Annotated in this window: 28 protein-coding genes and 1 pseudogene; 15 read left to right on the top strand and 14 right to left on the bottom strand. The window is 70.6% G+C overall.

The features are described 5' to 3' along the window. The first annotated feature begins 106 nt into the window (after positions 1–106). The 6 genes from ACFY16_RS07050 to ACFY16_RS07025 all read left to right on the top strand — a co-directional run bounded on the left by ACFY16_RS07050 (position 107) and on the right by ACFY16_RS07025 (position 3,289). Positions 107–544 carry a winged helix-turn-helix domain-containing protein gene (locus ACFY16_RS07050; RefSeq protein WP_390646030.1) on the top strand — a complete coding sequence of 146 codons (438 nt, stop codon included), beginning with the start codon at positions 107–109 and terminating at the stop codon, positions 542–544. Positions 545–993: 449 nt separating this feature from the next. Next, complete coding sequence (locus ACFY16_RS07045) at positions 994–1,209, top strand: type II toxin-antitoxin system HicB family antitoxin (protein WP_390646029.1); 216 nt, start codon at positions 994–996, stop codon at positions 1,207–1,209. Continuing rightward, a complete protein-coding gene (locus tag ACFY16_RS07040) occupies positions 1,206–1,430 on the top strand; it encodes a type II toxin-antitoxin system HicA family toxin (RefSeq protein WP_390646028.1) in 225 nt (74 codons plus the stop codon). The genes ACFY16_RS07045 and ACFY16_RS07040 overlap by 4 nt, the downstream gene beginning before the upstream one ends. Positions 1,431–1,900: 470 nt before the next feature. Then, complete coding sequence (locus ACFY16_RS07035; protein WP_390646027.1) at positions 1,901–2,299, top strand: hypothetical protein; 399 nt, start codon at positions 1,901–1,903, stop codon at positions 2,297–2,299. Positions 2,300–2,632: 333 nt separating this feature from the next. Next, positions 2,633–2,872, top strand: coding sequence for a hypothetical protein (locus tag ACFY16_RS07030; protein WP_390646026.1), 240 nt, complete (start codon positions 2,633–2,635; stop codon positions 2,870–2,872). Positions 2,873–2,884: 12 nt separating this feature from the next. Continuing rightward, on the top strand, positions 2,885–3,289 hold the full coding sequence (locus tag ACFY16_RS07025; RefSeq protein WP_390646025.1) for a type II toxin-antitoxin system VapC family toxin: 405 nt from the start codon (positions 2,885–2,887) through the stop codon (positions 3,287–3,289). 260 nt (positions 3,290–3,549) lie between these two features. On the opposite strand, the gene ACFY16_RS07020 is transcribed toward ACFY16_RS07025, so the two are convergent. Beyond that, positions 3,550–3,993 carry a MarR family winged helix-turn-helix transcriptional regulator gene (locus ACFY16_RS07020; RefSeq protein WP_390646024.1) on the bottom strand — a complete coding sequence of 148 codons (444 nt, stop codon included), beginning with the start codon at positions 3,991–3,993 and terminating at the stop codon, positions 3,550–3,552. Positions 3,994–4,093: 100 nt separating this feature from the next. Here ACFY16_RS07020 and ACFY16_RS07015 point away from each other — a divergent pair, with 100 nt between their 5' ends. Together ACFY16_RS07015 and ACFY16_RS07010 are read left to right on the top strand one after the other, a co-directional pair. Further along, on the top strand, positions 4,094–5,116 hold the full coding sequence (locus tag ACFY16_RS07015; protein ID WP_390646023.1) for an NADP-dependent oxidoreductase: 1,023 nt from the start codon (positions 4,094–4,096) through the stop codon (positions 5,114–5,116). 2 nt (positions 5,117–5,118) lie between these two features. Next, positions 5,119–5,199: pseudogene (locus tag ACFY16_RS07010) on the top strand (organic hydroperoxide resistance protein); the annotation flags it as partial. A gap of 151 nt (positions 5,200–5,350) precedes the next feature. Here ACFY16_RS07010 and ACFY16_RS07005 read toward each other — a convergent pair. Then, on the bottom strand, positions 5,351–7,951 hold the full coding sequence (locus tag ACFY16_RS07005; protein WP_390646022.1) for a M14 family zinc carboxypeptidase: 2,601 nt from the start codon (positions 7,949–7,951) through the stop codon (positions 5,351–5,353). Between the two features lie 257 nt (positions 7,952–8,208). On the opposite strand from ACFY16_RS07005, the gene ACFY16_RS07000 reads away from it, so the two are divergent. Both ACFY16_RS07000 and ACFY16_RS06995 read left to right on the top strand, forming a co-directional pair. Then, positions 8,209–9,384 (top strand): endonuclease/exonuclease/phosphatase family protein, encoded by a 1,176-nt coding sequence (locus ACFY16_RS07000; RefSeq protein ID WP_390646021.1) that lies wholly within the window; start codon positions 8,209–8,211, stop codon positions 9,382–9,384. A 120-nt stretch (positions 9,385–9,504) separates the two neighbouring features. Continuing rightward, a complete protein-coding gene (locus tag ACFY16_RS06995) occupies positions 9,505–10,293 on the top strand; it encodes an EI24 domain-containing protein (protein ID WP_390646020.1) in 789 nt (262 codons plus the stop codon). A 279-nt stretch (positions 10,294–10,572) separates the two neighbouring features. Here ACFY16_RS06995 and ACFY16_RS06990 read toward each other — a convergent pair whose 3' ends face one another. Continuing rightward, entirely contained in the window at positions 10,573–11,544 is a 972-nt protein-coding gene (locus tag ACFY16_RS06990; protein WP_390646019.1) for an aldose epimerase family protein, read from the bottom strand. Positions 11,545–11,559: 15 nt separating this feature from the next. After that, positions 11,560–12,450: an SGNH/GDSL hydrolase family protein gene (locus tag ACFY16_RS06985; RefSeq protein WP_390646018.1), complete on the bottom strand. Its 891-nt coding sequence runs from the start codon at positions 12,448–12,450 to the stop codon at positions 11,560–11,562. A gap of 257 nt (positions 12,451–12,707) precedes the next feature. Between ACFY16_RS06985 and ACFY16_RS06980 the strand changes: the two genes are divergently transcribed. Further along, entirely contained in the window at positions 12,708–13,202 is a 495-nt protein-coding gene (locus tag ACFY16_RS06980; RefSeq protein ID WP_390646017.1) for a DUF3145 domain-containing protein, read from the top strand. A 94-nt stretch (positions 13,203–13,296) separates the two neighbouring features. On the opposite strand, the gene ACFY16_RS06975 is transcribed toward ACFY16_RS06980, so the two are convergent. The 5 genes from ACFY16_RS06975 to ACFY16_RS06955 all read right to left on the bottom strand — a co-directional run bounded on the left by ACFY16_RS06975 (position 13,297) and on the right by ACFY16_RS06955 (position 18,243). Then, complete coding sequence (locus tag ACFY16_RS06975) at positions 13,297–14,568, bottom strand: beta-ketoacyl-[acyl-carrier-protein] synthase family protein (protein ID WP_390646016.1); 1,272 nt, start codon at positions 14,566–14,568, stop codon at positions 13,297–13,299. 85 nt (positions 14,569–14,653) lie between these two features. Beyond that, entirely contained in the window at positions 14,654–14,902 is a 249-nt protein-coding gene (locus tag ACFY16_RS06970; protein ID WP_030341284.1) for an acyl carrier protein, read from the bottom strand. 101 nt (positions 14,903–15,003) lie between these two features. Further along, on the bottom strand, positions 15,004–16,005 hold the full coding sequence (locus ACFY16_RS06965; protein ID WP_390646015.1) for a ketoacyl-ACP synthase III: 1,002 nt from the start codon (positions 16,003–16,005) through the stop codon (positions 15,004–15,006). Between the two features lie 22 nt (positions 16,006–16,027). Then, a complete protein-coding gene (locus ACFY16_RS06960) occupies positions 16,028–16,948 on the bottom strand; it encodes an ACP S-malonyltransferase (RefSeq protein WP_390646014.1) in 921 nt (306 codons plus the stop codon). Between the two features lie 89 nt (positions 16,949–17,037). Beyond that, entirely contained in the window at positions 17,038–18,243 is a 1,206-nt protein-coding gene (locus ACFY16_RS06955) for a PucR family transcriptional regulator (protein WP_390646013.1), read from the bottom strand. A gap of 95 nt (positions 18,244–18,338) precedes the next feature. Here ACFY16_RS06955 and ACFY16_RS06950 point away from each other — a divergent pair, with 95 nt between their 5' ends. Continuing rightward, entirely contained in the window at positions 18,339–18,995 is a 657-nt protein-coding gene (locus ACFY16_RS06950; protein ID WP_390646012.1) for a pirin family protein, read from the top strand. 47 nt (positions 18,996–19,042) lie between these two features. Here the strand turns inward: ACFY16_RS06950 and ACFY16_RS06945 are convergent, their stop codons facing one another. Continuing rightward, complete coding sequence (locus tag ACFY16_RS06945) at positions 19,043–19,645, bottom strand: TetR/AcrR family transcriptional regulator (protein WP_390646011.1); 603 nt, start codon at positions 19,643–19,645, stop codon at positions 19,043–19,045. A 98-nt stretch (positions 19,646–19,743) separates the two neighbouring features. On the opposite strand from ACFY16_RS06945, the gene ACFY16_RS06940 reads away from it, so the two are divergent. Next, entirely contained in the window at positions 19,744–20,565 is an 822-nt protein-coding gene (locus tag ACFY16_RS06940) for an SDR family oxidoreductase (RefSeq protein WP_390646010.1), read from the top strand. 54 nt (positions 20,566–20,619) lie between these two features. On the opposite strand, the gene ACFY16_RS06935 is transcribed toward ACFY16_RS06940, so the two are convergent. Beyond that, complete coding sequence (locus ACFY16_RS06935) at positions 20,620–21,441, bottom strand: serine hydrolase domain-containing protein (protein WP_390646009.1); 822 nt, start codon at positions 21,439–21,441, stop codon at positions 20,620–20,622. Between the two features lie 19 nt (positions 21,442–21,460). Further along, complete coding sequence (locus ACFY16_RS06930; RefSeq protein ID WP_390646008.1) at positions 21,461–21,931, bottom strand: GNAT family N-acetyltransferase; 471 nt, start codon at positions 21,929–21,931, stop codon at positions 21,461–21,463. 96 nt (positions 21,932–22,027) lie between these two features. Between ACFY16_RS06930 and ACFY16_RS06925 the strand changes: the two genes are divergently transcribed. Beyond that, positions 22,028–22,519 (top strand): MerR family transcriptional regulator, encoded by a 492-nt coding sequence (locus ACFY16_RS06925; protein WP_390646007.1) that lies wholly within the window; start codon positions 22,028–22,030, stop codon positions 22,517–22,519. Next, the gene (locus ACFY16_RS06920) at positions 22,516–23,532 is read left to right on the top strand and encodes an aldo/keto reductase (protein WP_390646006.1); all 1,017 of its coding nucleotides are present in this window, start codon (positions 22,516–22,518) and stop codon (positions 23,530–23,532) included. The genes ACFY16_RS06925 and ACFY16_RS06920 overlap by 4 nt, the downstream gene beginning before the upstream one ends. Before the next feature lie 11 nt (positions 23,533–23,543). Here ACFY16_RS06920 and ACFY16_RS06915 read toward each other — a convergent pair whose 3' ends face one another. Continuing rightward, positions 23,544–24,416, bottom strand: coding sequence for a DUF4429 domain-containing protein (locus tag ACFY16_RS06915; RefSeq protein ID WP_390646005.1), 873 nt, complete (start codon positions 24,414–24,416; stop codon positions 23,544–23,546). Positions 24,417–24,461: 45 nt separating this feature from the next. After that, positions 24,462–25,679 (bottom strand): alpha/beta hydrolase, encoded by a 1,218-nt coding sequence (locus ACFY16_RS06910; protein WP_390646004.1) that lies wholly within the window; start codon positions 25,677–25,679, stop codon positions 24,462–24,464. Between the last annotated feature and the right edge of the window lie 38 nt (positions 25,680–25,717).

Genomic DNA, 25,717 nt, shown 5'->3' with positions numbered 1-25,717 from the left:
TCCCTCCTGATTCCTTTCTTGCGGGTGGTGGGACGCGGGTAGTGTGGGGCCGGTTTCCCGGTTTGGACGGGCCGCATTTTGCTGGTAGAGGGCGTGGGAAGCGGGGGTGACCGGAGTGATGGTGGGGCGGCGCGGGCGCAGGCCGGCTGGTGGCGGGGTGCAGCTGACGTTCGAGGTGATCGCCGAGACCCTGCGGGAGCGGATCCGCTCGGGTGAGCTGCGGCCGGGGGACGCGCTGCCGACGCAGGCCGTGCTGATGCGGGAGTTCGGGGCGGCGAGCCTGACCGTGCAGAAGGCCATGGCCCTGTTGAAGCAGGAGGGGTGGGCGGTCTCCCGCCCCGGCAAGGGCGCCTTCGTCGTCCACCACGACCACGTCGCCGACGCTGATGACCTCGACGGCGCGGAGGCGACCGCACCCGTCGGCGGGACGGCGGCCCGCGTCGAGGCGCTGGAACGGGCGCTGGCCGAGGCCGTTCAGCAGATTGCCGACCTTCGTGGCCGCGTCGAGACCCTGGAGTCAGGCGGCGGCGAGCGGGGCCACTGACCCGCCGTGCCGGGCGGGCTGGGGGCGTGCGTTCAGATTTTCTCTACGAGGTTCAAGGCGGCTCCCGCCCACTGGTGTGGGCCGCCGACGCCGACAAACCCGCCGTTGAGCGAGCAGCCGAGGCCCGCGCGAGGTGCTGGCAGACGGCCGGACCCAGGTACGAGCTGGGCCCAACCTGGCACGGCCGGGAGAAAGTTGTGGGCGTGGAGCCCTCGCGCTTCGCACAGCAAGTTGTCGCCTACGACCGTCCTACGGCCGGATCGCAGGCACAGGGCCAGCCAGGGGGCCGACCCTTCACGTCCGTCGCCGGGCTCACCGAGGGCGGTGGCTGGCGTCGCCTCCGGCGGGGCAATCGTCCCCGACCGCACGTCGCCGGAGGTTCACCGTATGCGGTGGTCCGCGGCCGGAAAAACTCTGACGGCGTCGCCCGGCATGCCAGACTTTCATCTATGACGCACGCACTGCACCTGACCGCCGCCATCATCCGTGAGGACGAGTGGTATGTGGCCCGCTGTCTCCAGGTCGAGGTCACCAGCCAGGGCGAGAGCATCGAGGAAGCCCTGGCCAACCTCCGCGAGGCGCTGGAGTTGTACTTCGAGGACGCCCCCGCCCCCGAGGTCGTTGCCGACGTGATCACCGCACCGATCGAGGTCCGCGTCGCATGAGCCCCGCCGTCCCCCATGGCCTGTCCGGCACCGAGATCACCAAGGCGCTCGAACGCGCCGGCTTCGGCCACATCGCGACCCGGGGCAGCCACGCCAAGTATCGCAAGGACGACCGCACCGTCATCGTGCCCCTGCACCGCTCTCTCGCGCCCGGCACCCTCCGCTCCATCCTCCGCCAAGCCGACTGGACCGTGGACGACCTCACCGAGCACCTCAAATAACCCAAAAGCCCAGACCGGGCCAGCTCGACCCTTGACGGCAGTAGCGACGGCAACAACCACGAACAACCCCGGCCGAACTCGTACCTCAGCGGACCGCCGAATATCGCTTGACCTGCGAAAACGCAGGTAGAGAGGGGCCGCGTAGCACACGTACTATGTGCTGGCGGGCAACACTCCCGTCTTGGTGCACAACTGCCCGTCCGGATCGACTTCCGGTCGCGACATCCATGGCACCTTTCGGCAGGCGCATCGCGATGTCGATGTAGACGAGGTGTGGTCGAAGGGCGATATGTATGTCCAAGACGACGGGCAGATTGTGAAGACCCTGAGTAATGGTGACGGGACGAGTCAGGTCGTGATTCGTGACATGTCGAACCCGAGCGGGAAGCCCACCACGGTCATTGAGGGAATGTCGGACGTTTCGATTGAGCGCAGAGTTGAGGACGGCCGTTGGTCATGGGAGAAGACTCGTGACAGATAGCATTCCCAGGGAAGGCTGGATTCCCAGTCGCAGCGACGTGGAGGGTTGCTGGTTGGCCTTGCTTGCGGGCACGACCTCGAGGCGTGAAGTGCATGACTGGGCAGAGCAGTGGGTCGGGGACGAAGAGGACAGGATTCATGATCCCATGGTTCGCGCCGCACTTCAGCGGCTGCACGGATTCGATCTGGTAGCGGATTCCGAGAGGCCTGGCGTGGTCCGCCATGGAAGCAGCCAGGAATATATCTGGTCGCTGGATGAGATCGAGAATGAACTGCAGTCCTGGCAGGCCAAATGCGCCCGTTATGATTCAGACCCTCAGGAATATCGGAGGGTGATGCGTGAGCGGCTTCGCGCGTACATAGAAAACCCCGAAGCCGGAGATTATTGATCGTAACGGCCTCCGCGATAAACCCCACCAACCCAGCTCGTGGGGTTCATCGCTTAGCAATGCTTCTCGTCGGCAGGGATTGCCGGCCGGTGTGCGGGCCCGGCCGCTACGGTGCCGCCCCGCTCACCGAAGCCGGCCCCTAGCCGCGCACAACCAGCACCCCGGAACAGCCAGTCGACCGCAGGATCTCCCGACGCGCCGACACCCGGTGGCCCAGATCGGCCGGATATGAACCCGTGCCGACGCCACCCCCGGCAGAGGGCTTCGCGGCACACGCGTTCGAGGGCTCGCTCCCTGTGGCGAAGCCTGATGTCAGCAGGTGAGAGCGACCGTATGCTGGCCGTGGAGCCGGTTTCCGCCCTCCTGGAGGTCCTGATGAGCACGCCCGCCCCCGAAGACTTCAGCTACCCGCAGCCCAGGCCGCGCCTGTCGGTCGAGGAGCTCCTGGCGGCGAAGGGCACCCAGCCGATCCGTTCCCTGGACGACCTCGCTGCCGACACCTTCGAGTCGGACGAGGAACTGGACGAGTTCCTCGCCTTCACGTACGCCGAGCGCCACCGAGACGCAGCCTGAGGCCACCACCGCATGCAACCCGTCATCCTCGACACCGACGTCGCGTCCCTGCTGCACAAGCGCAAGTTGACCGGCCTGCTCGCAACCCGGCTCATCGGCCGCAAACCGCTGATCACCTTCGTGACCTACGGCGAGCTCACCAAGTGGATGGAGATCCGCCACTGGGGCACCCGCAGCCGCCAGGAACTCGCCGACTGGCTCACTGCCATCCCCGTTCTGCCCGGCGATGAGGCCGTCGCCACCACCTGGGGACGGCTCTCCGCGGCAGGGATACAGCGGGGACGGCCCCGCCCCACCAACGACATGTGGATCGCCGCCACCGCGCTCACCTACGACCTGCCACTGGCCACCCTCAACCTTAAGGACTACGAGGACTTCCGCCTCCACCACGGCCTCCGCATCCTCGGCATCGAGTAGCAGCGGTCTGACGGCAACGCTGACGGCAACCGCGTCCACCAACGGCGTATGTCAGCGGACTCCCACGGACGTACGGATCGGCGTCACCTGCGAAAATGCAGGTGAAAAGGGGCTGCCCGGCACACGTACCGTTTGCTGGCGGGCGCGCGGCCTGGCTGCCCGGCTGCCGACGCCTCCACCGCCGCTACGAACGCAGGGCCGAGCGCTTCCTCGCCCGCACTCTCGTCTGCTACCGCAGACTCACCGAGCGAGGCGGCCTGTCAAAGTCCTGCCGCCAGCATCCGCTGTAGCAAATCCCGCAAAACCAGCCGCTCCGCGTCCGACAGCCCCGCCAGCGGCTCCCGCGCGAAGCGCAGGCCCTCCCGCAGGCCCTTGGCCACCTGCCGTCCCTCCTCCGTCGCCGCCGCCAGCTTCACCCGGCGGTCATGGGGGTCGGGGCGGCGTTCCACCAGGCCGCGGGATTCCAGGCGGTCGACGATGCCCGTGACGTTCGACGGCTCGCACTTCAGCTTCTGGGCCAGCTTGCGCATCGGCAGGGGCTCCAGGGAGAGCAGGCTCAGCAGGCGGGCCTGGGCGCCGGTGAGGGCGTGGTCTCCGGCGGCGGCCTCGTAGTCCTCGTAGAACCGGGACACGACCTCGCCGATGAGTTCGACGACTTCCATGGTCAGGGCGTCGGGTCGGCGCGTCTGCTGTGGGGTGGGCATGACTTCAGGGTACCCCTTTACTTGACATCCTGAAATATTCAGGAGCATGGTTGTTTCAGGTACTGAAGTATTTGAAGCATGTGAGAAAGGCCCAGGTTCCATGTCCGACACCCCCACGCTCCCCGCCGTCAGCCGTGAATGGCACCTGCTCAGCCGGCCGGTCGGCTGGCCGAAGCCCGAGGACTTCGCGCTGGTCGAGGCGGAGATCAGGCAGCCCGGCGCCGACGAGGTCCTCGTACGCAACAAGTACCTCTCCGTCGACCCGTACATGCGCGGCCGGATGAGTGCCGCCAAGTCGTACGTGGCCCCCTTCGAGCTGGGCAAGGCCATGCAGGGCGGCGCCGTCGGCGAGGTCGTCGCCTCGGGCGTCGAGGGCATCGTCCCGGGCGACCACGTGCTCCACTTCGGCGGCTGGCGCGAGTACGCCACGGTCGACGCCAAGCAGATCGTCAAGGTCGACCCGGAGGCCGCGCCCCTGTCGACGTACCTGGGTGTTCTCGGTATGACCGGTCTCACCGCCTACGCCGGTCTGCTGCGCACCGCCTCCTTCAAGGAGGGCGACTCCGTGTTCGTCTCCGGGGCCGCGGGTGCCGTGGGCAGCCAGGTCGGGCAGATCGCCAAGCTCAAGGGCGCCTCGCGCGTCATCGGGTCCGCCGGGTCCGACGAGAAGGTCAAGCTGCTCGTCGAGGAGTACGGCTTCGACGCCGCCTTCAACTACAAGAACGGCCCGGTCGGCGAGCAGCTCCGCGAGGCCGCTCCGGACGGTGTCGACGTCTACTTCGACAACGTGGGCGGCGATCACCTGGAGGCCGCGATCGGGCAGCTCAACCGCGACGGCCGGATCGCGATCTGCGGCATGATCTCCGTCTACAACAGCACCGAGCCCGTGCCCGGCCCGAAGAACCTCGCCCGGCTCATCCAGACCCGCGGCCGCATCGAGGGCTTCCTGGTCGGCGACCACTACGACCTCCAGCCGCAGTTCGTCCAGGAGGTCGGCGCCTGGATCCGCTCCGGCGAGCTGAAGTACCGCGAGACCGTCGTCGAGGGCATCGAGAACAATCTGGAGGCGTTCCTCGGTGTCCTGCGCGGCGACAACACCGGGAAGATGATCGTCAAGCTCTGACCCGGTCTCTGATCGAGAAGGCCCACCGGGTCTGTCCGTACTCGAAGGCGACTCGCGGCGACATCACCGTGACGCTCGTCTGACGGCGGTCGTTGCTCACGATGAAGGCCGCACTCCTGGACGTGGGGTGCGGCCTTCATAGGCGAACCGGCGTCGCGGGTAGCCGTAGGCCGGTCCGGTGCGCGGATCCGCGAAGGCCTGGCAGCCGCCCGCGCCGCGGTGCCTTCGGCGACTTCAGCCGCCGTGCGCGTGTGCCATGGCGATCAACGCCTGTCCGACCTGGGGGAAGTCCCCCTTCGGGTGGTCCCGGAAGAGGGGCTCGGTACCGAACAGGACAGCGTGCGGGCCGCTCACGACCGAGGCCTGCCCGCCCGCCGCGGCGGGCCCTCCCGAGCCGTCCTTCAGCGGCCGCCAGTGGCCGGAGACGAGCGGGTTCCCGGCGGCGTACGACTGCTCCACGCGTACGCCGGGCCCCAGATCGGTGAACCAGACGGGCGCGTAGACGAAGCCGTGGTCGGGCGCGCTCGCGGTGACCGGACCCGAATTCACCACGCGGACCACGCCGTTGGCGGCCCCGTTGCCCTCGACGGGCTTCACCGCCAGCAGCCCGGCGGCGGCGTTCAGCGCCGCTCCCGTCGTGCCGCGCCCGACGAGTCCGTGCCCGGCCAGGAAGGCGTCCAGGGCGGTGCGGGCGGCCGGGATCAGGCCGTCGTACCCCAGCCCCGCCGACACGAACAGCACGTCCGCCGCCGACCAGTCGAAGCCCGCGTTGAGGACGTCCGTCGAGACGGGCGTGACCTCGAAGTTCATCTCGCGCAGGGCGAAGAGCTCGCCCGGGGTGACGGCCGCGGCGACGCGGACGCGGTGCAGCGGAACCGTACCGGGGAGGGTCGTGGCGTCGAAGGCGACGTCGTACGTCCGTGCCGCCTCCTCGGCCAGGGCGCGCGCCGACCCGGGCACGATCGCACTCCCGTCCGCCGCCTGACGTACGGAAACCCCCTGTCGGAGCAGCGAGTTGAGGGCGGCGATCCCGCTCGGGTCGTCGAGGCGCAGGCGCAGCGTGCCGCGCGGGGCCACGTACCCGACGTGCGCGGCGGCCGTGACCTGGCGCAGCGACACCCCGGACAGGGTCCCGCCCGTCACCGGCCGCACCGTGGCGCCCCACAGCCGGCCCAGGCTCCAGCCCGAGATGTCGTACATCACCGACACCCTGTCGCTGATGTCCCGGCCGTCGGCCAGCAGGACGTTCGCCAGACCCCGCTTGGGCTGGTGCATGTCGACGACGTACGAGCCCTGCGCGTACGTCCGTCCGCCGAGCCGGAAGGCGGTGGTGGCGCGGGAGACGCGGACGTCGTTGGCGATCAGGTGGTCGACGAGGCGGGCGGCGGCCGTGGCCGAGCGTTGCGCCCCGGTGCCCGCCGGGATGACGTAGGCGCGCGGGAAGGTGGTCGTGTAGACGTCCTCCGGCCCGATGCCCGGAACTCCCGGCACGGTCTCCTCGGACACGGGAACCTGCGCTGCGCCGGTCGCGCCCCGCCGGAAGACCTCGATCTGGTCGGCGACGACGGAAGCGCGGTGGGTCTGTACGTAGTCGAGGGTCGCGCGGATCGCCGCACCCGCGACGTCGACGTTGATGGCGGACCGGCGCCGCAGCTCGTCCACCGGCAGTTTGTCGTAGGCGGAGTTGTTGACCGTCATCGGGATCTCGACGGTGTGCGCGGCGACCGCGCCGTGGAAGGCCGCGTACTGCGGGGTGAAGATCGGGGGCCAGTCGTCCCAGCCCTCCTGCTGGTCGCGGAACGGGATCTGGGCGGGCTGGACGCCGTCCTTCGCGGGGGTGTGTCCGAGGCCGTTGACGGCGGCCTCCATGCCGAGGGCGTTGGCGTAGGTGTTCTTCAGGAACAGGTCGTACTCGTAGTTCTCGCCGTGGGGCGGTGTCGTCGGCTCGATGAGGGTGCCGTTGACGTAGCCGTGCAGGTCGAGCATGACAGCCGGCTGCTTGTCGATGCCGATCCGACGCATCGCGCGCACCTCGGGCTGCGAGGCGGTGACGAAGTCCCGGTTCAGGTCGAAGCCGTTGGCGTTCGCGCGGGTGCCGGCGATACGGCCGTCCGGGTTGGCGGTGATGTTGAAGTAGAGGCGGGTGTGGGCCAGGAGGTCGGCGGTCCTGGCGTCGTTCGCGGTGGCGAGCTGCTCGATGAGCTTCAGGGAGGCGTCGGTACCCTCCCACTCGTTGCCGTGGATGTTGTTGTCGACGAAAACGGGCGTCTTGTAATCGGCCTTGATCTCAGGGGACTCGGCCGCCGTGGCGGGCGCGTTCTCGATGAGCTCGCGCATCCGCTCCTGGGCCCTGGCCCGAGGGGCGGTCTCCGGGGCGGTGACGGTGACGAGATAGAGCCGGTGCCCGCCCGCCGACCGCCCGGCGACCTCGACGCTCACCCGGTCGCCGAGGGCCTGTAAGGCGTTCAGCTTCGGGGCGATGGCGTGGTACGGGATGAGGCCGAGCTTGATGGACTTGTCGGCGGGGTTCTCCGGATCGGGGGAGAGGACCTGTTGCCGGGGGTAGCCACGGGTGGCGTCGGCATCGGCGTCGGCGTCGGACAGATCGGTGACGGGTGCGGTGAGGGCCCCGCGGGCGGTGCTCGCCGGGGACCGGGCGGCGCTGCCCCGGTCCGGTCCGGCACCTTCCCGGGTGACGGCCTTCGGTTCGGCGCCGGCCGCGGTGTGGGGGGTGAGCAGGAGCGAGCTCGCCGAGGTGAGGGCGAGGGTGAGGGCAGCGATCAGGGCGGTTCTCGCGGGGACGGATCTCGCAGGGACGGTTCTCGCGGTGCGCACGCGTACCTCCTCCGGGCTTCCTGAGATCGGTACGGCGAGGTGTACCTGTTCGACTCAACAGCAACAAGAGGCTGTTGGTGTCACCGATGGCCCAGATGGCGTACGCGAGGCGCCCGAAGAGGCCCGCGCGTCAAGGCGGCGTGGTGTTGCCGGCACGTATGTGGTTTTCGATACGCCGAACGCCGATGTGGTTTTCGATACGCCGACGATATGTGCCGACTCATAGCCTCGAAGCGTGCGTGTACTGATCGTCGAGGATGAACAACAATGAGGACATTCAGCAAGTGAGTGGACCAATACGCGATTTTGCGGATGCGCGGCAACAGGCAGAAGCCGAGGAGCGCGCCGAGACCCTGGACACGGCGGAGACCGGACAGGGCGGCGCCGGCCGCCGGGACTCCGGCTCCGGTACCCGGCGCACGGGCCTGCGCCGGGCGATCCGCCGGGCGATCCGCGCCGCCTCCCGGCCGGGGCCCTGGAGACGCGGCCCGGTGCTCGCGGCGCTGGCGCTGCTGCTCGGCCTGTTCATGCTGCTGCACGCGAAGATCACGGATCGCGGGGGCCTCGGCAGCCTGGTGGAGACCTTCTTGCCGTGGTTCGGCCTGTTCGTCCCGGTGCTGCTGGCCGGGGCGCTCTGGCGCCGCTCCGCCTCCGCGGTGGTCGCGCTGGTGCTGCCGGTCATGGTGTGGCTGAACCTCTTCGGCGGGCTGCTCAGCGACAAGTCCCACTCGGGCAGCGACCTCACCGTGGCCAGTCACAACGTCGACGCCGACAACCCCGACCCGGCCGGCACCGCCCGCGCCCTGGTCGCCTCCGGTGCGGACATACTGGCCCTCGAGGAGATCACCGCGCAGGCCCGGGGCACGTACGAGAAGGGGCTGGCGAAGGCCTACCCGTACCACGCGGTGCTGGGCACGGTCGGGTTGTGGAGCAAGCTGCCGCTGTCGGACACCCGGCCGGTCGACATCAAGCAGGACGTCGGGCCGCTGGCGGACACCAAGTCGGCCGAGGACAAGATGCCCTACAACCGGGCTCTGCGCACAACGGTGACCACAGACCACGGGGCGCTGGCGGTGTACGTGGCCCACTTGGGGTCCGTGCGCGTGAATCCCAGGGCGGGCTACTCGACGGTTCATCGGGACAGGAACGCGCAGGCGCTCGGCGAGGCCATCGCCGCCGAGCAGAACGAGCGGGTGGTGCTGCTCGGCGACTTCAACGGCACCACGGACGACCGCGCGTTCGACGGCATCACCTCGCGGCTGCGCTCGGCCCAGGAGGAGGCCGGGGACGGCTTCGGCTTCAGTTGGCCGGCGAGGTTCCCGGTGGTGCGGATCGACCAGATCCTCGTCAGGGGCGTGGAGCCGGAGAGCTCGTGGTTGCTGCCGGCCACAGGCAGCGATCACCGGCCGGTGGCGGCCGGAATCAGCTGGTGAACACCGCGTAAAGGCTCCGCGCAGGGAGACGACCGGTTCGGCGGGAGGAACGATCAGCTCGGCGCAGGGTGATCGCACGCTCGGCGAAAGGTGCAGGGAACCGCTCGATAGAGTTCGGCCATGCGCGATCTCGGGGTGGGTTTCAGCTATCTTCTGCAGGGCCAGCGCTGGGTGGCCCGGCACGGAAAGCAGTACGGTTTCGGCCTGTTGCCAGGCCTGATAACCCTCGTCGTCTACGCGGCGGCGCTGGTCTGTCTGGCCCTGTGGGGCGAGGACTTCGTCTCCTGGGCGACCCCGTTCGCGGACGACTGGTCGAGCCCCTGGCAGGGCCTGTTCCGCGGCTTCCTCACGGCCGTGCTGTTCGCCCTGGGCCTCCTGCTGTCGGTCCTCACCTTCACCGCCGTCACGCTCGTCATCGGCCAGCCCTTCTACGAGAACCTCTCCGAGAAGGTCGACCGTGACGTCTCGCCCGACGGCACCGCACCCGAGTCGGACCTGCCGCTCTGGCGTGAGCTGTGGATCTCGGCGCGGGACGGCCTGCGCATCGTCGTCCGCGCCGTCCTGTGGGGCATCCTCCTCTTCGCCCTCGGCTTCCTCCCCGTCGTCGGCCAGACGGCCGTCCCGGTGATCGGCTTCTTCGTCACCGGCTTCTTCCTCACCGAGGAACTCGCCGCCGTCGCCCTTCAGCGCCGCGGCGTCGAACTCCGCGACCGCCTCGCCCTCCTCCGCTCCCGCAAGACCCTGATCTGGGGCTTCGGCACCCCACTGGGCCTGGCCTTCCTGGTCCCGTTCGTCGCGGTCTTCCTGATGCCGGGCGCGGTCGCGGGCGCGACCCTCCTCGCCCGCGATCTGCGGGGCGAGGAGATCGCCGACGAAGAGGCCCGTGAAGAGGAGAACCTCACCTCGTGACAGGGGCGGCGTCGGACGCCACCGCCACAATCGCCCGCAGCTGCGCCGCCCTCCGGTTTGCCGCGCCTTCGAGATTTGGGACGAGAAGGCGAGCTCGTGGGCATTTGTGAAGGGTTCGTACGAACTTCGCCTCGGCCGCTCGATCGTCGACCACGGGGTCACCATGACCATTAACGTCTGACACGGGCCCTCGCGCCCCCTCAGAGCAGCCCCGGTCCGGTGACCTGACCTCCGGACCGGGGCTCATTCTCTCTCCGGGCCTCCCGGGCACTCCCAGCCTCAGCGCGTGGAGAACGCGTAGACCGTCTCCGACCGGAACACCGCGCCCGGCCGCAGCTCCGTGCTCGGGAACTCAGGACGGTTCGGCGAGTCCGGGAAGTGCTGCGTCTCCAGCGCGACGCCGTCGCCGGGCGCGAACGGCTCGCTGAGGTGGTCCGCGGTGTACACCTGGATCCCCGGCTCGGTCGTCGCCACCGTCAGCACCCGCCCGGACGCCGGGTCGTGCAGCTCGGCCACCTCCTCGGGGGCCGGTGTCACACCCTTGTCGAGCACGAAGTTGTGGTCGTAGCCGGCGCCCACCTTGCGGACTGCCCGGAAGTCGAAGCGCGTGCCCGTCACGTCCTCCAGCTCGCCGGTCGGGATCAGGTCCGCGTCGACCGGCGTGTAGCGCGAGGCGGCCAGCCGCAGCTCGTGCCCGCCGGTGTTCCCGGCGCCGCCCAGGTCGAAGTAGCTGTGGTTGGTGAAATTGACGACCGTCGGCGCGTCCGTCGTGGCCTGGTACGCGATCCGCAGCGCGCCGGACGCGTCCAGGGTGTACGTCGCCGAGACCTCCAGCCGGCCCGGGAAGCCCTCCTCGCCGTGCGGGCTGACCCGGCTCAGGCGCAGGCCGTGCTCGACCGGCGTCACCTCCCAGACGCGCTTGTCGAAGCCGCGCTCACCGCCGTGCAGCGAGTTCGGCGCGTTGTTGGGCTCCAGCGCGTACGACAGCCCGTCCAGCGGGAAGCGGCCGCCCGCGATCCGGTTGGCGTACCGGCCGATCAGGGCGCCGAAGTAGGGTTCCGTGTGCGTCAGGTAGCCGTCCAGGCCGGCGAACCCCAGCACCACGTTCCCGGACCGGCCGTCCCGGTCGGGGACCTCCAGGGACTGCACGATCCCGCCGTAGGACAGGATCCGGACCCGCACGCCGGCCCGCTCCAGGGTCCAGCGGTGGACCGGAGTGCCATCGGAAAGTGTGCCGAAAAGTTCGCTCATGTGGGAAACACTAGGTCACGGCTCCCGCGCCGTGACGGTGCGGTACGCGATCTCCGCCAGTCGCGCCTGACCGACCGTGCTCGGGTGGAACCAGTCCCAGTGGCTCAACTGGTCCGTGCCGAAGTGGTAGTCGAACACCGCGTCCCCGTCGAAGCGGCACCGCGTGTCCTTCGCACAGACCTCCTCCAGGACCTTGTTGTACCCCTCCACCCGGTCCTGCACCGTGTCGCGCCGCGTCGTCGCCGCCGCGTCCAGGGCGTCCGCGTCGCTCAGCATGGACGGGCAGATGCCCAGCTTCCAGATCTGCTTGCCCAGCGGGTTGGTGCGCCCCTGCGACCACAGCCGCTTCAGGTCCGGCACGCTCGCCACGTACACCTGCGTCTTCGGCAGCTCCTCGCGCAGCGTGCGCAGCGACTCCTCGAAGTCCGCCCGGAAGTCGGCGACCGACGTCATGTCCGAGGTCGTCGACCGGCAGGCGTCGTTCGCCCCCACCATCACCGTCAGCAGCTGCGGCCGCCGGACCACCGCCCGCCCGACCTGCGCGGGCAGATCGGCCATGCGGGCCCCGGTCATCGCGTAGTTCCAGCTGTGCGTGGCCGCGCCGGTCTTCCCCAGCAGCCGCACGGCGAGGCTGTCGACCTCCGCCGAGCTGCCCGTCGCCCAGGACACCTCCGGGCAGTCCGACAGGACCGCACAGGCGTCGAAGCCGCGGGTGATGGAGTCGCCGACCGCCGCGATCGAGTCCGGGCTGCGGTCCCAGACCGCGGTGGGCGACGGCTTCGCCTCGGCCCGCGGGCCGCTCGGGCCCGGGGACCCACCGCCGACGGCGTCGCACCCGGCGGCCCCCAGAACGGCCGCCGCCACGACGGCGACGACGGCTCGCGCACGGTTGCTTCGCTTCCGCATCCCCTGGTGATCCCCTCGGTCGTCCGGCAAGTCTTCCCCCCCCATGACAACGCGCGAGGGTTCCCGCCCCGACTCGGTGCAACGGCACACCCCTGTACAAGCGTCCCCCTGGGTGAATGGCGGACGTTTCCGGGCGCCGGGACCGACGGTACGTCACACTCCTTGCGCCGCCGCACGGTAGCCTCGCCATCAGGTGGCCGACGTGCCACTGCGCTTGGCCCCAGTAGCAAGATGTCCCGCTCTGCCCGGAGGTCCCGGTGACGACACGTGGAGTTCTGTACGTGCACTCCGCGCCGCGCGCGCTGTGCCCGCACGTCGAGTGGGCCGTCGCCGGGGTGCTCGGTACGCGCGTCAACCTCGACTGGATCCGGCAGCCCGCCGCGCCCGGCACCTGGCGCTCGGAGTTCTCCTGGCAGGGTGAGGTCGGCACCGCCTCCAAGCTCGCCTCCGCCCTGCGCGGCTGGCACCTGCTGCGCTTCGAGGTCACCGCCGAGCCCTGCCCCACCGCCGAGGGGGAGCGCTACAGCTGCACCCCCGAGCTCGGCATCTACCACGCCGTCACCGGCATCCACGGCGACATCCTCATCCCGGAGGACCGGCTGCGCGCCGCCCTCCAGCGTTCCCAGCGCGGCGAGACCGACCTCGAGGCCGAACTCGCCAAGCTGCTGGGCAAGCCCTGGGACGACGAACTGGAGCCGTTCCGGTACGCGGGCGAGGGCGCGCCGGTGCGCTGGCTGCACCAAGTGGTCTGACATCCGCTCAGCACGCGTGAGCTGACGTCCGCTCAGCACACGTGAAGGGCCCCCACCAGCCGGTGGGGGCCCTTCACGTGCGTACGGGGGCGTCTCAGACCGTGCGGAACGCCAGCACCACGTTGTGGCCGCCGAAGCCGAACGAGTCGTTCAGCGCGGCGATACGGCCCTCGACGGGGAGCTTGCGCGCCTCGCCGCGGACGACGTCGGCGTTGGCCTCCGCCTCCGGGTCGATGTTCTCCACGTTGATGGTCGGCGGAGCCACCCGGTGGTACAGGGCGAGGACGGTCGCGACGGACTCGATACCGCCCGCGCCACCGAGCAGGTGACCGGTCATCGACTTGGTCGCGGAGACCGCCATGTGGTCGGCGTCGTCGCCGAAGACCTTGCGCAGCGCCTTCAGCTCGGCGATGTCACCGGCCGGCGTCGAGGTGGCGTGCGCGTTGACGTGCACGATCTCCGCCGGGTTCAGGTCGGTGCTGTCGAGCAGGTTCTGCAGGGCGTGCGAGATACCGCGGCCCTCCGGCTCGGGCTGCACGATGTCGTGGCCGTCGGCGGAGATGCCCTGGCCGACCGCCTCCGCGTAGACACGGGCCCCGCGCTTGGCGGCGTGCTCGGCGGACTCCAGGACGATCACGCCGGCGCCCTCGCCGAGGACGAAGCCGTCACGGGCGACGTCGTAGGGGCGCGAGGCGCCCTGCGGGTCGTCGTTGTTCTTGGACATCGCCATCATGTTGCCGAACGCGGCGATGGGCAGCGGGTGGATCGCCGCCTCGGTGCCACCGGCGACGACGATGTCGGCGCGGCCGGTACGGATCATCTCGATGCCGTAGCCGATGGCCTCGGCGCCCGACGCGCAGGCGGAGACCGGAGTGTGCACACCCGCACGGGCGCCCACGAGCAGGCCCACGTTGGCCGACGGACCGTTCGGCATCAGCATGGGGACGGTGTGCGGGGAGACGCGGCGGACGCCCTTCTCCTTGAGCACGTCGTACTGGTCGAGCAGGGTCGTCACACCGCCGATGCCGGAGGCGATGACGGCGCCGAGGCGGTCGGGGTCGACGCTCGCGTCTTCACCCGCCCTGGCGGTGAAACCGGCGTCGGCCCAGGCCTCCTGGGCCGCGATCAGCGCGAACTGCGCGGAACGGTCCAGACGGCGGGCCTGCGGCCGCGGGATGACCTCGGTCGGCTCCACGGCGACCGGGGCCGCGATTCGGACGGCCTGATCGGCCGCCCAGTCCTGTTCGAGGGGCTTGACGCCGGAACGACCGGCGATCAGACCCTCCCAGGTAGAGGCTGCGTCGCCACCCAGCGGTGTGGTTGCGCCGATACCGGTGACGACCACGGTGCGATTGGTCGGGCTCACGGGAATTCTTTCTCCAACGGATACGAGGATTCAGCGGCGCCACCGCCGGGTGGCGGGGCCGGCAGCTCCCGGCCTAAGGGGTGGCTCAGGCCTGGTGCTTGAGGATGTAGTCGGTCGCGTCGCCGACGGTCTTGAGGTTCTTGACGTCCTCGTCCGGGATCTTGACGTCGAAGCGCTCTTCGGCGGCGACGACGACCTCGACCATGGACAGCGAGTCGACGTCCAGGTCGTCGGTGAAGGACTTGTCCAGCTGGACGTCCTCAACCGGGATCCCGGCGATCTCGTTCACGATCTCCGCGAGACCGGCGACGATCTCTTCCTGAGTGGCGGCCATGTCGGCGCTCCTTCGTAGTGTTCCAGAGGGTGTGGCGCCCGCCGCGGTGAGCGGCGGGTGTTGCGGTTCCCGTACCGGAATGATGATCCGGCACGGAGTGCCTAGGGGAGGGTAACGACCGTCGCGGCGTACACGAGACCCGCCCCGAAGCCGATGACGAGCGCGGTGTCGCCGCTCTTCGCCTCGCCGGTCGCCAGGAGCCGCTCCATCGCGAGCGGAATCGAGGCGGCCGAGGTGTTGCCGGTGGTGCGGACGTCCCGGGCGACGGTGACGGTCTCCGGCAGCTTGAGTGTCTTCACCATCGAGTCGATGATCCGCTCGTTCGCCTGGTGCGGGATGAAGACGTCCAGATCGCTCGAGGTGATCCCGGCCACGTCCAGCGCCTGCTGGGCGACCTTGGCCATCTCGAACACGGCCCAGCGGAAGACCGCCTGGCCTTCCTGGGTGATCGCGGGGAACTTCTCGACCGTGCCGTCGCGGTAGTCCGTCCACGGCACGGTCTGCTTGATGGTCTCCGACTTGTCGCCCTCCGAGCCCCAGACGGTCGGGCCGATGGCCGGCTCCTTGGAGGGGCCCACGACGACCGCGCCCGCGCCGTCGCCGAACAGGAACGCCGTGGCCCGGTCCTCCAGGTCGGTCAGGTCGGACAGCCGCTCGACGCCGATGACGAGGACGTACTCCGCCGACCCCTCGACGATCAGGCCCTTGGCGAGGGTGAGGCCGTAGCCGAAGCCCGCGCAGCCGGCCGAGATGTCGAAGGCGGCGGCCTTGTTCGTGCCGAGCTTGTCGGCGATCTCGGTGGCGACGGCCGGGGTCTGCTTGAAGTGCGAGACGGTCGAGACGACGACGGCGCCGATCTGCTCGGCGGAGATCCCGGCGTCGGCGATCGCCTTGCCGGACGCCTCGACCGACATCGCGGCGACGGTCTCCTCGTCGTTCGCCCAGTGCCGTGTCTCGATGCCGGAGCGCGAGCGGATCCACTCGTCGGACGAGTCGATCGTCTCGAGGATCACCTCGTTCGGCACGACCCGGGTGGGACGGTAGCCGCCCACGCCGAGGATGCGCGCGTACGGGGCGCCCTTGCTGGGCTTGATCTTCGGCATGATCGGTCGGCTCCTTGGGGCGTCAGGCATGCTCGGCGATGAGCTCGCGAGCCGCGTCGAGGTCGTCGGGGGTCTTCAGGGCCAGCGTCTTGACGCCGGGCAGCGCACGCTTGGCGAGGCCGGTCAGCGTGCCGCCGGGGCACACCTCGATCAGGGCCGTGACGCCGAGCTCCTTGAAGGTCTCCATGCACAGGTCCCAGCGGACCGGGTTGGCGACCTGGCCGACCAGCCGCGCGACGACCTCGTCACCGGTGGCGACGGTCTGCCCGTCCTTGTTGGAGACGTAGGTGAACTTCGGGTCGGTGGGCGTGAGTTCCTTGGCGGCCTCGGCCAGCTTCTCGACCGCGGGGGCCATGTGGTGCGTGTGGAAGGCGCCGGCCACCGTCAGTGCGACGACCCGGCGCACGCCCTCGGGCTTGTCCGCCTCCAGCGCGGCGAGCTGCTCCAGCGTGCCCGCGGCGACGATCTGGCCGGCGCCGTTGACGTTGGCCGGGGTCAGGCCCAGCTTCTCCAGGTGCGGGACGGTCACCTCGGGGTCGCCGCCGAGCAGCGCCGACATCCCGGTCTCGGTGATCGCGGCGGCCTCGGCCATGGCCAGGCCCCGCTTGCGGACGAGGGCCAGCGCGGCGGCGTCGTTGAGGACGCCCGCGAAGGCGGCGGCGGTGATCTCGCCGACGCTGTGGCCCGCGACCGCGCCCGGCCCGATGTCCGCGATGTCACCGAGTGCCGAGGCGGACAGCAGCCCGGCCGCGACCAGGAGCGGCTGCGCGACAGCCGTGTCCCGGATCGCGTCCGCGTCGGCCTTCGTGCCGTAGTGGGCGAGGTCCAGCCCGATGGCGTCCGACCACATGGCGAGGCGGTCGGCGGAACCGGGCAGTTCGAGCCAAGGGGTCAGGAAGCCGGGCGTCTGAGCGCCCTGGCCGGGAGCGACGAGTACGAGCACTCTCACACTCTCTCTTGGGGACGGCCACGGCCGCCCGTGAGGACAAGGACGAAGAACAGGAGGGGGTTTTGTGGGCCCCCGACAAAAGCCTAGGTCTGCGGATCTCCATCGGCCAGACGCCCCAGGATCAGCGCGATGCGCAATGTGAACGCGGATCGTACATCGGAAGGCGACCAACCCGTGACGTCAGTCACACGTCGAAGCCGGTAGCGCACGGTGTTGGGGTGAACGAACAGCATCCGGGCAGCGCCCTCGAGGCTGCTCGCCTGCTCGAGATAGACGCTGAGCGTCTCCAGGAGCGCCGAGCCCGCCTCCTCCAGCGGTCTGTAGATCTCCTCCACCAGCTGCTCGCGCGCACCGGGATCACCAGCGATCGCGCGCTCCGGAAGCAGATCGTCCGCCAGCACCGGCCGCGGGGCGTCCTGCCAGGCGAAACACGCCTTCAGGCCCGCCGCGGCGGCCTGTGCGGACCGGGTCCCGGCGAGCAGATCGGGCACGACGGGACCGGCCACGACCGGCCCCTGTGCGAACGGCCCGATCAGCGACTTGGCCACCGCGAGGGGGTTGTCGCTGCCGCCGGCGATCACCACGAGCCGGCTGCCGAGCACCCCGGTGAGCACCTGGAGCTTGGCGTGCCGGGCGGCCCGCCGGATGGCCTCCACGGTCAGTTCGGAGTCACCGTCGGGGGCGGTCCCCAACACGACGCACACATGCTCGGGCGCGTTCCAGCCCAGCGCGGCGGCCCTGCTCACCGCGCCCTCGTCGGCCTCTCCGCTGAGCACGGCGTTGACGACGAGCGACTCCAGCCGCGCGTCCCAGGCACCGCGTGCCTCGGCGGCCTGGGCGTAGACCTGGGCGGTGGCGAAGGCGATCTCGCGGGCGTAGACGAGCAGAGCCTCGCGCAGCACGCCTTCGTCCCCGGGGGCCGCGACCTCGTCGATCGCGCTCTCCATGACCTCGATGGTGGTACGCACCATCTCGACGGTCTGCCGCAGGGTGATGGCCCTGGTCAGCTCGCGCGGCGCGGTCCCGAACACATCGGTGGAGATCGCCTGTGGGGCGTCGGGGCGCCGGAACCACTCGGTGAAGGCGGCGATTCCCGCCTGCGCGACGAGCCCGATCCAGGAACGGTTCTCCGGGGGCATGGCCCGGTACCACGGCAGCGTCTCGTCCATCCGCGCGATGGCCTGGGCGGCGAGAGTCCCGGCGGACTTCTCCAGCCGCTTCAGGGTCGCGGAGTGCTGGTGGACGTCGTGCACTGCGGTTCTGGGCTTGCTGGCTTCGGGTTCGGGCACGGGACAAGACTGCCTTATCGGGACGGGAGCGTGTGCCGCCGGGTCGCGGGTGCGGTCCTCGGCAGGTCCTGAGCGGGTCTACGGTGGGGGACGTGATGGACGTACGGCGCGCAGGTGAGCGCTACCGCGGAGGGGACCCGGAGGCCGGGATCGACTCCCGGCACGCCTTCTCCTTCGGCCCGCACTACGACCCCGACAACCTGCGCTTCGGCGCGGTGATCGCCTGCAACGAGGAGCACCTCGTCCCCGGCGCCGGCTTCGACGAGCACCCCCACAGTCACACGGAGATAGTGACGTGGGTGGCCGAGGGCGAGCTGACCCACCGCGACTCCACGGGCCACGAGACGGTGGTGCGCCCCGGGGACGTGCAGCGCCTGAGCGCGGCGGCCGGCGTCCGGCACGTGGAGCGCAACGACGCCGAGACCCCGCTGACCTTCGTCCAGATGTGGCTGGCCCCGCGCGCCCCCGGCGGCGACCCCTCCTACGAGATCGTCCGGGGCATCGCCGACTCCACTCCGTACGCGGTCCCGGAGGCGGGCGCGATGCTCCATGTACGGCGCCTGGGTGCGGGGGAGCGGACGGCGGTACCGGACGCGCCCTACGTGTACGTCCATGTCGTGCGCGGTGAAGTGCGGCTGGACGGCGAGGAGTTGGCGGCGGGCGACGCGGCGCGGATCACGGAGGCGAAGGATCTGGAGGCGGTGGGGGTGACGGGGGCGGAGCTGCTGCTCTGGGAGATGACGGCAGGCTGACGCGCCGACAGGTCGCCGCTGTGTTCCTTCTCTCCTCCCTTCTCTCCTCACGCCAGGCTGTCGAGTTCGCGGGTGAGGCGGGCCCCCTCGCGGGCCATGATCTCCGGGTCGCGCAGGGCGTTGGAGAGCAGGGACATGCCCTGGTAGGCGCCGACCAGCGCCAGCGCGTGGCCCTCGGGGTCGGTCACGCCGATCTGGCGGTACTGCTGTTCCACCCAGTCCAGCAGCTTCCGTATGACCAGGCCCGCCGTGATGTCGAGACCGCCCTCGGCCCGCTTGTCGAGTTCCGCGGCGAGGGTGCCCGTGGGGCATCCGTGACGGGCCGCGATGTCGCGCTGACCGACCCAGGCGTCGATGAGCGCCTTGAGGCGTTCGCGCGGGTCGGGGAGCTGGTCGAGGCGGCCGGTGAGGCTCTCCAGATGGCTGGCGTGCTCGGAGAGGGCGGCCTCGATCAGCTCGTCCTTGGTCTTGAAGTAGTAGTACACGTTTCCCGTCGGGACATCGGCGGCGCGGGCGATGTCGGCGATGGTCGTGCGCTCCACGCCCTGCTCGTGCAGGACCCGGGCCGCGGCGGCTGTCAGCTGCTGCCGCTTGCCGCGGGCTTTCGTCCGGGAGCGCCGGGAATCCCCTGAGTCCTTTGAGTCAGTCACCCGACTGACTATAGACAGCCGGTGGCCGGCCTGTGCTAGCGTCTCGATCGACCGAGTCAGTTAGCTGACTGACTAACTTCTGGGGCGGGGAGATCGACATGTTCGTGGTGACAGGCGCGACCGGGAACGTAGGGCGGGCGCTGGTACGGATGCTCACCGAGGCCGGGCTGCCGGTGACGGCGGTGGCCCGGCACATCACCCGGGCCGATGTGCCGCAGGGGGTACGGGCGGTGGCGGCCGATCTGGCCGAGCCGGTCGGCCTCGGGGCCGCCTTCGACGGCGCCGAGGCGCTGTTCCTGCTGGTGGCGGGCGAGGACCCGCACGGCGTCCTGGACGCGGCGAAGACCGCCGGGATCCGCAAGGTGGTGCTGCTGTCCTCCCAGGGCGCGGGGACCCGCCCGCAGGCGTACCGGCACCCGGGCCGATTCGAGGCGGCCGTACGGGAGTCCGGGCTCGACTGGACGGTTCTGAGGTCGGGCGGGATGGCGACCAATGCCTTCGCGTGGGCCGAGTCGATCCGAACCCGGCGGGAGGCCGCGGCGCCGTTCGGTGACGTCGGCCTGCCCTTCGTCGACCCCGACGACGTGGCCGCGGTCGCCGCCGCCGCCCTGCGACAGGGCGCGCACCTCGGGGCCACCTACACCCTGACCGGTCCCGCGCCGACCACCCCGCGCGAGCGCGCGGCCGCGATCGCGACCGCGCTGGGCGAACCGGTGCGCTTCGTCGAGCAGACCCGTGAGGAGGCGCACGAACTGATGGCGCGGTTCATGCCGCTGCCCGTGGTCGAGGGCACCCTGGCCATCCTGGGCGAACCGACCGAGGACGAGCGGCGGCCGAGCCCCGACGTCGCCCACGTCCTGGGCCGTGCGCCGGGCAGCTTCGCCGCCTGGGCCGAACGCAACGCGGCTGCCTTCCGGTGACGGTGACGGTGACGGTGCCGGTGACGGCCGCGGCCACGACCGGGAGCCGTCGCGTCAGTGAGCGAGCTCCGCGAGCACCGCGTCGGTGAGGGGCGGCCAGGCCTCGACGGCCCACGGGCCGAAGGGGCGGTCGCTCAGGGCGACGCACGCCGCCCCCGCGTCCGGGTCGATCCAAAGGAACGTACCGGACTGCCCGAAGTGCCCGAACGTCCGCGGTGAGGACGAAGAACCCGTCCAGTGCGGCGACTTGGAGTCCCGGATCTCGAAGCCGAGACCCCAGTCGTTCGGGTTCTGGTGGCCGTAGCCCGGCAGGACGCCCTTCGTGCCCGGGTACTGCACGGTCATCGCCTCGGCGACCGTACGCGGATCGAGCAGCCGCGGCGCCTGCACCTCCGCGGCGAACCGCAGCAGGTCCGCCACCGTCGACACGCCGTCCTTCGCGGGCGAGCCGTCGAGGGTCGTCGCGGTCATGCCGAGGGGCTCCAGCACCGCCTGCCGCAGGTACTCGGCGAAGGGGATGTCCGTCGCCTTGGCGATGTGGTCCCCGAGCTGCTCGAAGCCCGCGTTGGAGTACAGCCGCCGCTCCCCGGGCGCCGCCGTCACCCGGTGCTCGTCGAAGGCCAGCCCCGAGGTGTGGGCGAGCAGATGACGGACCGTCGAACCGGCCGGACCGGCCGGCTCGTCGAACTCGATCGCCCCCTCCTCGTAGGCGACGAGGGCGGCGTACGCGGCGAGCGGCTTGGTGACCGAGGCCAGCGAGAAGCGCTGCCCGACCGGCCCGTGGGTCCCCAGGACCGTGCCGTCGGCCCGTACGACACCCGCCGCAGTGGTGGGAACCGGCCAGTTCTCGATCAACGTCAAGCTCTTCAAGGACATGACGTCGAGCCTAAGTGCGTCAGAGCTTCAGCTCCATCAGGGGGTCGGGCTTGGGCTTGAAGCCGAGGGAGGCGTACAAGGGCTCGGCCTCCGCCGACGCGGTGAGGTGGACCTGGGCGGCGCCGCGCGCCCGGAACCACTCCAGCAGTTCGTCCATGCACGCGCGCGCGTATCCGCGGCGGCGCGCGTCCGGGTCGGTGGCGACGCTGAAGACGAAGCCGATCGTCCCCCGCGGATTGCCCTGCCGACCGATCCGGTACTCGATCGTCCCGGCCACCAGCGCCGCCAGCGCCCCCGGCCGCTCCGGATGGTCCACGACGAACGCGGCGAAGTCCCCGCCGGGCTCGGACAGCCTCGCCCGCAGCGTCGGCAGGGACTCCGCGTGCCAGTCGGTGGACGGATCTGCGGCGAACAGCGAATCGATCATCACTTGGCGAAGGCGCAGCACTTCCTGCGCGTCCTCGGGCACGGCACGGCGTACGAGACTCATGCCCGCACGCTAACCACCCTGATCACGCCACGTCCCGTGGATTTCTTACCTTTTCCGCTTGCTTGGAGTGCACTCGAAGGCCATAGCGTGGAGGCCATGACGGTGATGCAGACCACGCCCGCGGCCACCGAGCAAGGCCCAGCACCCGCACCCGTAGACACCTGCTCCGCCCCGCCCCCCGGGCATCCGCGCCCCGACGGCCAGGACACGTACACGATCAGCGAAGTCGTCGCGTTCACCGGTCTGACCGCGCACACCCTGCGCTGGTACGAGCGGATCGGCCTGATGTCCCACATCGACCGTTCGCACACCGGCCAGCGCCGCTACAGCAATCGCGACCTGGACTGGCTCGACCTCGTCGGAAAGCTGCGGCTGACCGGCATGCCGGTCGCCGACATGGTCCGGTACGCGGAACTGGTGCGCGAGGGCGAGAACACCTACGACGAGCGGCGCGACCTCCTGGAGGCGACCCGGCGGGACGTCCAGGCGCGGATCGCCGAACTCCGGGACACGCTCGCCGTGCTCGACCGGAAGATCACTTTCTACTCGGACGCCGGGCGCGTCTACGAAACGGAGCGGGCAGGATGACCGACGGCAGGATTCCCACGGCACGGCTCGGTGACGGCGGCCCCGAGGCCGGCGTTCAGGGACTCGGCTGCATGGGCATGAGCTGGGCGTACGGCACGCCCGACGCGCAGGAATCGCGTGCCGCCCTGGAACGCGCGCTGGAGCTGGGCGTCACGCTCTACGACACCGCGGAGGGATACGGCGACGGCGCCAACGAACGCTTCCTCTCACCGTTCTTCAAGGCGCACCGGGACGAGGTCGTGATCGCGACCAAGTTCGGTGTCCGGGTGCCGACCGGGGACCGCAGCAAGCGGATCATCCGCAACGACCCGCCGTACGTCCGCCAGGCCGTCGAGGGCAGCCTCGAACGCCTCGACGTCGACGTCATCGACCTCTACTACATGCACCGGCGCGATGTGAACGTGCCGATCGAGGAGACCGTCGGCGCGATGGCCGAGCTGGTGCGCGCGGGGAAGGTCAGGCATCTCGGCCTGAGCGAGGTCACGGCCGACGAGCTGCGCGCGGCGCACGCCGTGCACCCCATCGCCGCCGTGCAGTCGGAGTGGTCGCTGTTCAGCCGGGACATCGAGGCCCGGGTGGTGCCGGCCGCCGCCGAGCTGGGCGTGGCCCTCGTGCCGTACTCGCCGCTCGGCCGCGGCTTCCTCACGGGCGGCTTCTCCGACGCCGCGAAGGACCTGTCGGACGACGACGTCCGCCGTACGATGCCCCGCTTCCACGGCGAGAACGCGGCTGCGAACGCGGCCCTCCTGGAGCCGATCCGCACGGTCGCGGAGGCCCACGGCGCGTCCCTCGCCCAGATCGCGCTGGCCTGGGTCCAGCAGCGCTCGACGGTGCACGGCCTGCCGGTGGTGCAGATCCCGGGCACGACGAGGCGCGCGAGGGTGGAGGAGAACGTGGCGGCGACGCGAATCGTCCTGACGGACGACGAACTGGCCCTGCTGGAGCCGATCGCGGACAAGGTGGCGGGCACGCGCTACCCGGACATGTCCTTCGCGTCGGCGGGCCGGGAGTAGTCCGGGAGCAATCACAGCTCCGCCAGCAACTCCGCCTTCTTCACCGAGAATTCCTCGTCCGTGACCAGCCCCGCCCGGTGCAGTTCCCCAAGTTGCCGAATCCGCTCGGCGACGTCGGCGGGATCGCGGCGCGGGGCAGCCGCGGAAACCGCAGGCACCGGCGCGCTGGACCGTACCGCCGCCAGCACCGTGGCGGCGAACGGCAGCGATTCGTGCACGGGCCCGTATCCCAGCCCGAACACCACCGCCGCCGGATCCTGATCGGCCTGCGCGGGCTGCTGTGCCGTCGCGTCGCGCCGCAGCAGCCGTAGATGCCCCTCGAAGACCTCGGGGGAACGCCACTCGACCCCGGCGAGGCCGGTGACCGGGAAGCTCTGGTCGCCGGCCTTCCACTTCGCCGACGACGCGCCCGTCCAGAACCAGCGGAAGGAAACCGTCCGGCCGTCGAAGGACACCTTCGCGTCGTACGCCTTGAACTGCCGGGGCGGCTCGGGCGCGGGCACCAGATGGCGGTCGGCCGGTCCGGACTCGGTCAGCCGGTCGCGCAGCTCGTCGGCGTAGTACTCGGCGAGCGTCTCGCGCTCGGCCGGCAGTACGAGCCGGTAGGGATCGGCGCCCTCCTTGAGCTGTCCGGCGGCCGCCTCCATCAGCGGGTCGGCACCCGGCCGGGGCTCGGCGCGCAGGACCACGGTGCCGCGCTTGCCGGGGGTCAGGGTCACCCCCTCGATCGCCGTGAGGGGGATGCGTCGTTCGCCCAGCGCCTGGAACAGCTTGGGTGTTCGCATCCCCCGTTCGTAGCGGATGAGCACGGAGTCGGAGTCGAACTCCCAGACGGCATGAAATCCGGCCAGTACGTCACCCATGCGGCTCATCGTATGCGGCATGCGCTCCTCCGTCGCCTCCCCGGGCAGACCGCAGTTTCTGCGCCTCTACGCGCGTCCTGCCGTCGCCTTGCCGGGCAGACCCGCCCGGCACCCGTCATCGTCGTGTGCGCACTCGACCGCCTGGTACACGCCGGCGCCGATGTCGGCGAGGTTGCGCAGGCTGTCCGTGCCCGGCTCGAAATAGCCGCTGTGACCCTTCGCGTCCCGCGCCGACAGCACCCGCGCACCGAACGCGGCGGACACCGGGTCGGCGCCGTGACCGAGGCCCCCGACCTCCAGGTACGGCACGTCCTGCACCCAGTCGTCGGCGTCCCGCATCGCCCACACCTGGGCGGAGGTGCCCAGGTGCGAGGCACTGGCCACCCGCATGCCCGGGCTGGCGGCCACGGCTATGTCGGTCACCCGGCGCGGCATGCCGCGCGCGGCGACCCCGCAGACCACGGAGCCGTAGCTGTGGCAGAACATGGAGACCGGCGAGCCGCCGGGCAGCGCACGCAGCAACGCGTTCAGCCGGACGGCCCCGTCCTCGGCGCGCATCGCGGTGGCCGAGTCGATGCCGAGTCCGGCGGGTGCCGTGTAGTCGGCCCAGGCGATCACGGCCGTACGGGTCGTGGGGCTCGCCGCGCGCTCGGCGGCGTAGAGGGACGTGGCCATGCCGACGGGTGCCGAGTACTGGCGGTTCGTGCGCTGGAAGGTGAGCAGGTCGGTGTCGACGCCGGGGACGACGACCGAGATCCGCTCGGCCTCGTCGAGGTCCCCGAGCACCTCGGCGGCGCGGCCGGAGCCCTCCGGGTCGAAGGCGAGGATCTGGCGGCCACCGCTCATCATCGACTCGAAGCGGTGCATACGGCGCCCCGCCTCCTGCTGCCCGGCCGGACTGAGCCTGCTGTCGTGCATGCGTTCGCTCTCGACCTCGCGGGCCTGGTCGAGCGCGACACGGTTGGCGCGGTAGCGGAGCTTGACGGGGGCGCCGTTCATGTTGCCGACCGCGAGCGGGTAGCGATGTGCGAGCCGGTTGCGCTGCTGTGCGGTGAGCGAGGCGAAGAACCGGGAGAGGCGGTCGGGGGCCGCGTGCGGGTCCGGCAGCCGGTGCCCGTCGACGCTGCCCTGCTGCCATGCCGTCAGCGAGATCTGGAGGGCGGAGGTCTCCCGGTGCTGGCGCAGAGCGGTCCAGCCGGTGGTCGCCAGCATCACGAACACAACGGCCAGAGCGAGCAGTGCGCGCCAGACGTTGAGTTGCGGGGAGGTGTCGAAGGAAGTCACTGGGAGGACACACTAGGAGAACGAGAGGGTCTCGCGTT

Origin of the sequence: Streptomyces sp. NPDC001315 (assembly GCF_042896175.1) — a bacterium.
Lineage (GTDB): Bacteria > Actinomycetota > Actinomycetes > Streptomycetales > Streptomycetaceae > Streptomyces.
The sequence above is the reverse complement of the archived record's forward strand: the minus strand, read 5'-3'. Positions and strand labels throughout refer to the sequence as shown.